This is a genomic window from Rhizobacter sp. P2_H2 (genome assembly GCF_056403375.1).
The window spans coordinates 1-7,079 of the sequence record NZ_JBFUFP010000198.1 but is presented as its reverse complement, the minus strand read 5'-3'; the positions used below and the strand labels follow the sequence as shown (position 1 = coordinate 7,079).

At 67.7% G+C, this 7,079-nt stretch carries 6 protein-coding genes; 5 read left to right on the top strand and 1 reads right to left on the bottom strand.

The features are described from left to right. A partial coding sequence (locus AC1D15_RS13030; RefSeq protein ID WP_477826307.1) for a GntR family transcriptional regulator occupies positions 1-486 on the bottom strand: 486 nt, incomplete at its 3' end. A 150-nt stretch (positions 487-636) separates the two neighbouring features. On the opposite strand from AC1D15_RS13030, the gene AC1D15_RS13025 reads away from it, so the two are divergent. The 5 genes from AC1D15_RS13025 (at position 637) to acnB (ending at position 6,844) form a co-directional block, all read left to right on the top strand. Beyond that, positions 637-1,623 carry a malate dehydrogenase gene (locus AC1D15_RS13025; protein WP_047511238.1) on the top strand — a complete coding sequence of 329 codons (987 nt, stop codon included), beginning with the start codon at positions 637-639 and terminating at the stop codon, positions 1,621-1,623. 74 nt (positions 1,624-1,697) lie between these two features. Further along, on the top strand, positions 1,698-2,486 hold the full coding sequence (tam, locus tag AC1D15_RS13020) for a trans-aconitate 2-methyltransferase (protein ID WP_477826306.1): 789 nt from the start codon (positions 1,698-1,700) through the stop codon (positions 2,484-2,486). Next, on the top strand, positions 2,486-3,481 hold the full coding sequence (locus AC1D15_RS13015; protein ID WP_477826305.1) for an HpcH/HpaI aldolase/citrate lyase family protein: 996 nt from the start codon (positions 2,486-2,488) through the stop codon (positions 3,479-3,481). Before tam ends, AC1D15_RS13015 begins: the two co-directional genes overlap by 1 nt. Before the next feature lie 132 nt (positions 3,482-3,613). Next, on the top strand, positions 3,614-4,102 hold the full coding sequence (locus tag AC1D15_RS13010; protein ID WP_477826304.1) for a hypothetical protein: 489 nt from the start codon (positions 3,614-3,616) through the stop codon (positions 4,100-4,102). 162 nt (positions 4,103-4,264) lie between these two features. Continuing rightward, a complete protein-coding gene (acnB, locus tag AC1D15_RS13005; protein WP_477826303.1) occupies positions 4,265-6,844 on the top strand; it encodes a bifunctional aconitate hydratase 2/2-methylisocitrate dehydratase in 2,580 nt (859 codons plus the stop codon). Positions 6,845-7,079 lie beyond the last annotated feature (235 nt).

Below are 7,079 nucleotides of genomic sequence, written 5' to 3'. Positions count from 1 at the left end.
CAGCACGACCGGCACGCGCTTGAACTGCAGCAGGCGGCGGATCTGGATCGCCGCGTCGCCGGCCTTCAGCTCCAGCGCGCGGGCGATCTCGGCATTCGGCCGCTGGCGGCGGCAATCGATGACATGGCGTGTCGCGCCGCCGATCTCGCCGTCATCGGGCATCAGGCGCAGGAAGCGGTACTGGATCTTCTCTTCCGCATGCGTCGCGACGAAGGTGCCCTTGCCCTGGCGGCGCACCAGCAGGTTCTCGTCGGCCATCGCGTCGATCGCCTTGCGCACCGTGCCCTGGCTCACCTTGTAGCGCGCGGCCAGCTCCATCTCGCTCGGGATCGCCTCGCCGGGCTTCCATTCGCCGCCCTGCAGGCTGCGCGTGATCAGCGCCTTGATCTGCTGGTACAGCGGGCTGAAGGCCGGCCCGCCGGCATCGGCGGGGGGCGCTTCGCCGGCAGCGGCAGCAGCAGAAAGGGAGGGGATCGAGGCGGCCATGAGACCGCGATTGCAGCACAGCTCGCCCCCTGTCGTCCATGACTGATGGAAGATGTCTTATATAAGACATAAGATCATTGACAAGGGGGTGGGTCGACACCTAGACTCGCCCTACACTTCAGGCACCACTGAACCCTGCGGAGACTCCTCATGAGCAAGAAACCCGTTCGCGTTGCCGTCACCGGTGCCGCCGGCCAGATCGGCTATGCCCTGCTGTTCCGTATCGCCTCGGGCGAGATGCTGGGCAAGGACCAGCCGGTGATCCTGCAACTGCTCGAGATCCCCGACGAGAAGGCCCAAAAGGCGCTGAAGGGCGTGATGATGGAACTCGACGACTGCGCGTTCCCGCTGCTGGCCGGCATGGAAGCGCACGGCGATGCCAACACCGCCTTCAAGGACACCGATTACGCGCTGCTGGTCGGCGCCCGCCCGCGCGGTCCCGGCATGGAACGCAAGGACCTGCTGGCCGCCAACGCGCAGATCTTCACCGCGCAAGGCAAGGCACTGAATGCCGTCGCATCGCGCAACGTCAAGGTGCTGGTGGTCGGCAACCCGGCCAACACCAACGCCTACATCGCGATGAAGAGCGCGCCCGACCTGCCGCGCAAGAACTTCACCGCGATGCTGCGCCTGGACCACAACCGCGCCGCGTCGCAGATCGCCGCCAAGACCGGCAAGCCGGTGTCGAGCATCGAGAAGCTGGCCGTGTGGGGCAACCACTCGCCGACGATGTACGCCGACTACCGCTTCGCGACGATCGACGGCAAGTCGGTCAAGGAACTGATCAACGACGACGTGTGGAACAAGGACACGTTCCTGCCGACCGTCGGCAAGCGCGGTGCCGCGATCATCGAAGCACGCGGCCTGAGCTCGGCCGCCTCGGCCGCCAACGCCGCGATCGACCACATGCGCGACTGGGCGCTGGGCAGCAACGGCAAGTGGGTCACGATGGGCATCGCCTCCGATGGCCAGTACGGCATCCCGAAGGACACGATGTTCGGCTTCCCGGTCACCACCGCCGGCGGCGAGTACAAGCTGGTCGAGGGCCTGGCGATCGACGCGTTCTCGCAAGAGCGCATCAACCTGACCCTCAAGGAACTGCAAGAGGAACAAGAAGGCGTCAAGCACCTTCTGTAAGCACGGCTGCGGGCCCGAGAGAAGGCCGGACTGCATCCGGCCTTTTTTTCGGCTCGACCGCTACGGAGCAAGCGATGAGCGACTGGAATCCAGCCCTGTACAAGCAATTCGAGGACGAGCGCACGCGCCCGGCGCGCGACCTGCTGGCGCAGGTGGATGCCATCCCGGCCGGTCCGGTGTTCGATCTCGGCTGCGGGCCGGGCAACTCGACCGAATTGCTGGTCCATCGCTTTCCCGGCGCGCAGGTCGTCGGCACCGACACCTCCGAGGCGATGCTCGCCAGCGCCCGGGAGCGCCTTCCGGGCTGCCGCTTCGAGCTGAGCGACATCTCCACCTGGCGCGCGACGTCATCCGCCACTTCGCCCGCCGCGCTGATCTACGCGAACGCCTCGCTGCAATGGGTGCCCGACCACGCGGCGCTGCTGCCACGGCTGTTCGCCGAGCTCGCGCCGGGCGGCACGCTCGCGATCCAGATGCCCGACAACCGCGACGAGCCCACGCACCGGCTGATGCGCGAGACCGCCGCGCTCGCGCCCTGGGCCGAGCCGATCGGCGATGCCGACCGCAAGCGCACGCCGATGCTCGGCGTCGGCGGCTACTACGACCTGCTCGCGCCGCTGGCCGCGCGGGTGCAGGTGTGGCGCACCGCCTACCAGCACCCGATGGCCGACGCCGCCGCAATCGTCGAATGGGTGCGCGCCACCGGGCTGAAGCCGTTCATCGATCCGCTGCCGCCCACGCTGCGCGCCTCGTTCCTCGAGGCCTACACCCGGCGCATCGCCGAGGCCTACCCGGCGCACGCCGACGGCCGGCTGCTGCTGGCGTTCCCGCGGCTGTTCATCGTCGCGACGAAGGCTGCCTGATGAACCAGCATCCGCGCGAGATCCTGTTCGGCGCCGGCGACGTGCTGCCCGCCCTGCCCGTCTGCGACCACTATGCCGGCGTCGAGGCCCGCATGCACAAGAGCCTCGCGCTGCAGGCCGAGCTCGGGCCGGTGTTCGACATCACGCTCGATTGCGAGGATGGCGCGCCGGTCGGCGGCGAGGCCGAGCATGCGCAGATGGTCGCGTCGTTCGTGATGTCGGCCGCCAACCGCCACGGCCGCGTCGGCGCCCGCGTGCATGCGCCGGACGAGGCCGCCTTCGATGCCGACGTCGACACGCTGGTCAAGCAGGCCGGCACCCGGCTGGCCTACCTGATGGTGCCCAAGGTCGAGAGCCTCGCGCAGCTGCAGGCCGCGATCTCGTCGATCGACGCCGCGGGCGTGCGCCACGGCCTCGAGCGGCAGATCCCGATCCACGCGCTGGTCGAGACGCACGGCGCGCTGCGCGAGGTCGACGCGATCGCCGCGCACCCGCGCATCGAATCGCTGTCGTTCGGCCTGATGGATTTCGTCTCGGCGCACCGCGGCGCGATCGGCCACCAGGCGATGAGCGCCACCGGCCAGTTCGAGCACCCGCTGGTGCTGCGCGCCAAGCTGGAGATCTCGGCCGCCTGTCACGGCCATGGCAAGGTGCCGTCGCACTGCGTCGTCACCGAGTTCCGCAAGCTCGATCTGCTGCAGAACGCTGCGACGAAGGCCGCGCGCCAGCTCGGCTACCTGCGCATGTGGAGCATCCACCCCGACCAGGTCCGCACCATCGTCGACGCGTTCGCGCCGACCGCCGCCGAGACCGACCTCGCGACCGAGATCCTGATGGCGGCCCAGGCGGCCCGCTGGGCGCCCACCAGCCACCGCGACACGCTGCATGACCGGGCGAGCTACCGCTACTACTGGCATGTGCTGGAGCGCGCGGCCCGCACCGGGCAACCGCTGCCGATCGAGGTGCGGCAGGCCTTCTTCGCGGAGGGCCTGTGATGTTTTCCACGCCCTCGCGCGGCAAGTGCGCAACAAGCCTTCAAATTGTTTCAAAGACGGGGGTTGCAGCCCGATGTGTGCCACCACCAACCTCCACAATCGCTCCTTCTCACAACCCGTTGGAGCGACACGATGTCCCGCAACCTCTTTCTTGCCAATGCCTTCGCACTGGCCGTTGGCCTGACCTCGGCTGCCGCGATGGCTGCCGATCCCGCCACCCCGGCGAAGCCGGCCGCGAAGCCCGCTGCTGCCGCCCCGGCGAAGAAGGCTCCGCCCAAGAAGGTCGAAGCGACGCTGCCGGCCGCCGACCAAGGCCAGCTCGACGCTGCCGAGCGCACGCTGTACGGCCCGTACGAGTGCGAGTTCAACCAGAAGATCGACGTCTCGATCAACCCGAAATTCCCCGGTTACGTCGACGTGGCCTTCGGCAAGAAGCTGTTCACGATGAAGCCGGTGTCGTCGTCGACGGGTGCGCTGCGCCTGGAAGACGTCAAGGGCGTCACGCTGCTGCTGCAGATCGCCAACAAGTCGATGCTGATGGACACCAAGGCCGGCCAGCGCCTGGTCGACAACTGCGTGCACGAGAAGCAACGCGCTGCCGCTGCGGCCGCCGGCAAGTAAACGCCGACGGTCTCCGGAGATCGAGCCAGCGCCCTGCCCCCGTTTTTTCGTTCCCTGTGCCTCGGGTCGCGACGACGACCGGTGGCCGGCGCCTGGCAGATCCGCGCAATGCGGCTGCAGGGCTTTCCCTTTCCTGACCGTCATTGCCCCCCGGAGAACCGCATGCTTCAAGCCTATCGCCAACATGTCGCCGAACGCGCCGCCCTCGGCATTCCGCCGCTGCCGTTGTCGGCCGCGCAGACCGCCGAACTGATCGAGCTGCTGAAGGCGCCGCCGGCCGGTGAAGGCGCCAACCTGGTCCACCTGCTGACGCACCGCGTGCCCGCGGGCGTGGACGATGCGGCCAAGGTGAAGGCCTCGTACCTGGCGGCGGTGGCGCATGGCACCGAAACGAATTCGCTGATTTCCCGCGAACTGGCGACCGAGCTGCTGGGCACGATGCTCGGCGGCTACAACATCAGCCCGCTGATCGACCTGCTTGATGACGCCGCGGTCGGCGCCGTCGCCGCCAAGGGCCTGAAGGGCACCTTGCTGATGTTCGACCAGTTCCACGACGTGAAGACCAAGGCCGACAAGGGCAACGACCACGCCCGCGCGGTGCTGCAGAGCTGGGCCGATGCCGAGTGGTTCACGTCGCGCCCGGAAGTGCCGGCCTCGATCACCGTCAGCATCTTCAAGGTCGGCGGCGAGACCAACACCGACGACCTGTCGCCGGCGCCCGACGCGTGGAGCCGCCCCGACATCCCKYTGCAYGCGCTGGCGATGCTGAAGAACRCACGCCCCGGCATCACGCCCGAGGAAGACGGCAAGCGCGGCCCGATCAAGTTCATCGAGGACCTGCGCGCCAAGGGCCACCTGGTGGCGTATGTGGGCGACGTGGTCGGCACCGGCTCCAGCCGCAAGTCGGCGACCAACTCGGTGCTGTGGTTCACCGGCGAAGACATTCCCTACGTGCCGAACAAGCGCTTCGGCGGCGTGTGCCTGGGCAACAAGATCGCCCCGATCTTCTACAACACGATGGAAGACGCCGGCGCGCTGCCGATCGAGCTCGACGTGAGCCAGATGGCGATGGGCGACGTGGTCGAGCTGCGCCCGTATGAAGGCAAGGCGCTGAAGAACGGCCAGGTGATCTCCGAGTTCAAGGTCAAGAGCGACGTGCTGTTCGACGAGGTGCGTGCCGGCGGCCGCATCCCGCTGATCGTCGGCCGCGGGCTGACCGCGAAGGCGCGCGAGGCGCTGGGCCTGGCCCCGTCGACGCTGTTCCGCCTGCCGCAGAGCCCGGTCGACACGAAGAAGGGCTACTCGCTGGCGCAGAAGATGGTCGGCAAGGCCTGCGGCCTGCCGGTGGTCAACGGCCAGCAGCAGGGCGTGCGCCCGGGCACGTACTGCGAACCGCGCATGACCAGCGTCGGCTCGCAGGACACGACCGGCCCGATGACGCGCGACGAGCTGAAGGACCTGGCCTGCCTGGGCTTCAGCGCCGACCTGGTGATGCAGAGCTTCTGCCACACCGCGGCCTACCCGAAGCCGGTCGACGTGAAGATGCACCACGAGCTGCCGGAGTTCATCAGCACGCGCGGCGGCATCTCGCTGCGCCCGGGTGACGGCGTGATCCACAGCTGGCTGAACCGTTTCCTGCTGCCCGACACCGTGGGCACCGGCGGCGACAGCCACACCCGTTTCCCGATCGGCATCAGCTTCCCGGCGGGCTCGGGCCTGGTCGCGTTCGCCGCGGCCACCGGCGTGATGCCGCTGGACATGCCGGAGAGCGTGCTGGTGCGCTTCAAGGGCACGATGCAGCCGGGCGTCACGCTGCGCGACCTGGTCAACGCGATCCCGCTGTACGCGATCAAGCAGGGGTTGCTGACGGTCGAGAAGAAGGGCAAGAAGAACATCTTCTCGGGCCGCATCCTCGAGATCGAGGGGCTGCCCGACCTGAAGGTGGAGCAGGCCTTCGAGCTGAGCGATGCGTCGGCCGAGCGTTCGGCGGCCGGCTGCACGGTGCACCTGAACAAGGAACCGATCATCGAGTACATCAACAGCAACATCTCGCTGATGAAGTGGATGATCGCGCAGGGCTACTCCGATGCACGCACGCTGGAGCGCCGCATTGCCGCGCAAGAGGCCTGGCTCGCGAACCCGCAGCTGCTGAAGGGCGATGCCGATGCCGACTACGCGGCGGTGATCGAGATCGACCTGGCCGACGTGCACGAGCCGATCGTGGCCTGCCCGAACGACCCGGACGACGTGAAGACGCTGGCCGAGGTGTCGGGCGCGAAGATCGACGAGGTGTTCATCGGTTCGTGCATGACGAACATCGGCCACTTCCGTGCGGCGAGCAAGCTGCTCGAGGGCAAGCGCGACATCCCGGTGAAGCTGTGGGTGGCGCCGCCGACCAAGATGGATGCGCACCAGCTGACCGAGGAAGGCCACTATGGCGTGCTCGGCACGGCGGGCGCTCGCATGGAGATGCCGGGCTGCAGCCTGTGCATGGGCAACCAGGCGCAGGTGAAGGAAGGCGCGACGGTGTTCTCGACGAGCACGCGCAATTTCCCGAACCGGCTGGGCAAGAACAGCAATGTCTACCTCGGCTCGGCCGAGCTGGCGTCGATCTGCTCGAAGCTCGGTCGCATTCCGACGAAGGACGAGTACATGGCTGACATGGGGGTGCTGACGGCGGCCTCCGACAAGGTCTACCAGTACCTGAACTTCGACCGGATCAAGGAATATTCGGAAGCTTGATGGTTGATTTGGGCTTGGCCTCCCTCCGCGCGAAAGGCGCGGGTGGGGAGGCTGTGGCGCGCCTTGTGCCACCACCCTGCCTTGCAGAGGTGACAAGCGAACAAATGAGGGACAAGGCGTGCGAACGCCCGCATGCTTGTCGGTCACTTCAATCTTTTCCCTCAACAAGAGCGGATGGTGTTGAGCGGCGGGTGAGGGGATGGGCTGGGGGCTCAGCCTCGGCGGTCGGCCCTGG

Coding starts and splice junctions, on each gene's coding strand:
- AC1D15_RS13025 (WP_047511238.1), top strand. CDS start 637: ATGAGCAAGAAACCCGTTCGCGTTGCCGTCACCGGTGCCGCCGGCCAG.
- AC1D15_RS13010 (WP_477826304.1), top strand. CDS start 3,614: ATGTCCCGCAACCTCTTTCTTGCCAATGCCTTCGCACTGGCCGTTGGC.
- tam (WP_477826306.1), top strand. CDS start 1,698: ATGAGCGACTGGAATCCAGCCCTGTACAAGCAATTCGAGGACGAGCGC.
- AC1D15_RS13015 (WP_477826305.1), top strand. CDS start 2,486: ATGAACCAGCATCCGCGCGAGATCCTGTTCGGCGCCGGCGACGTGCTG.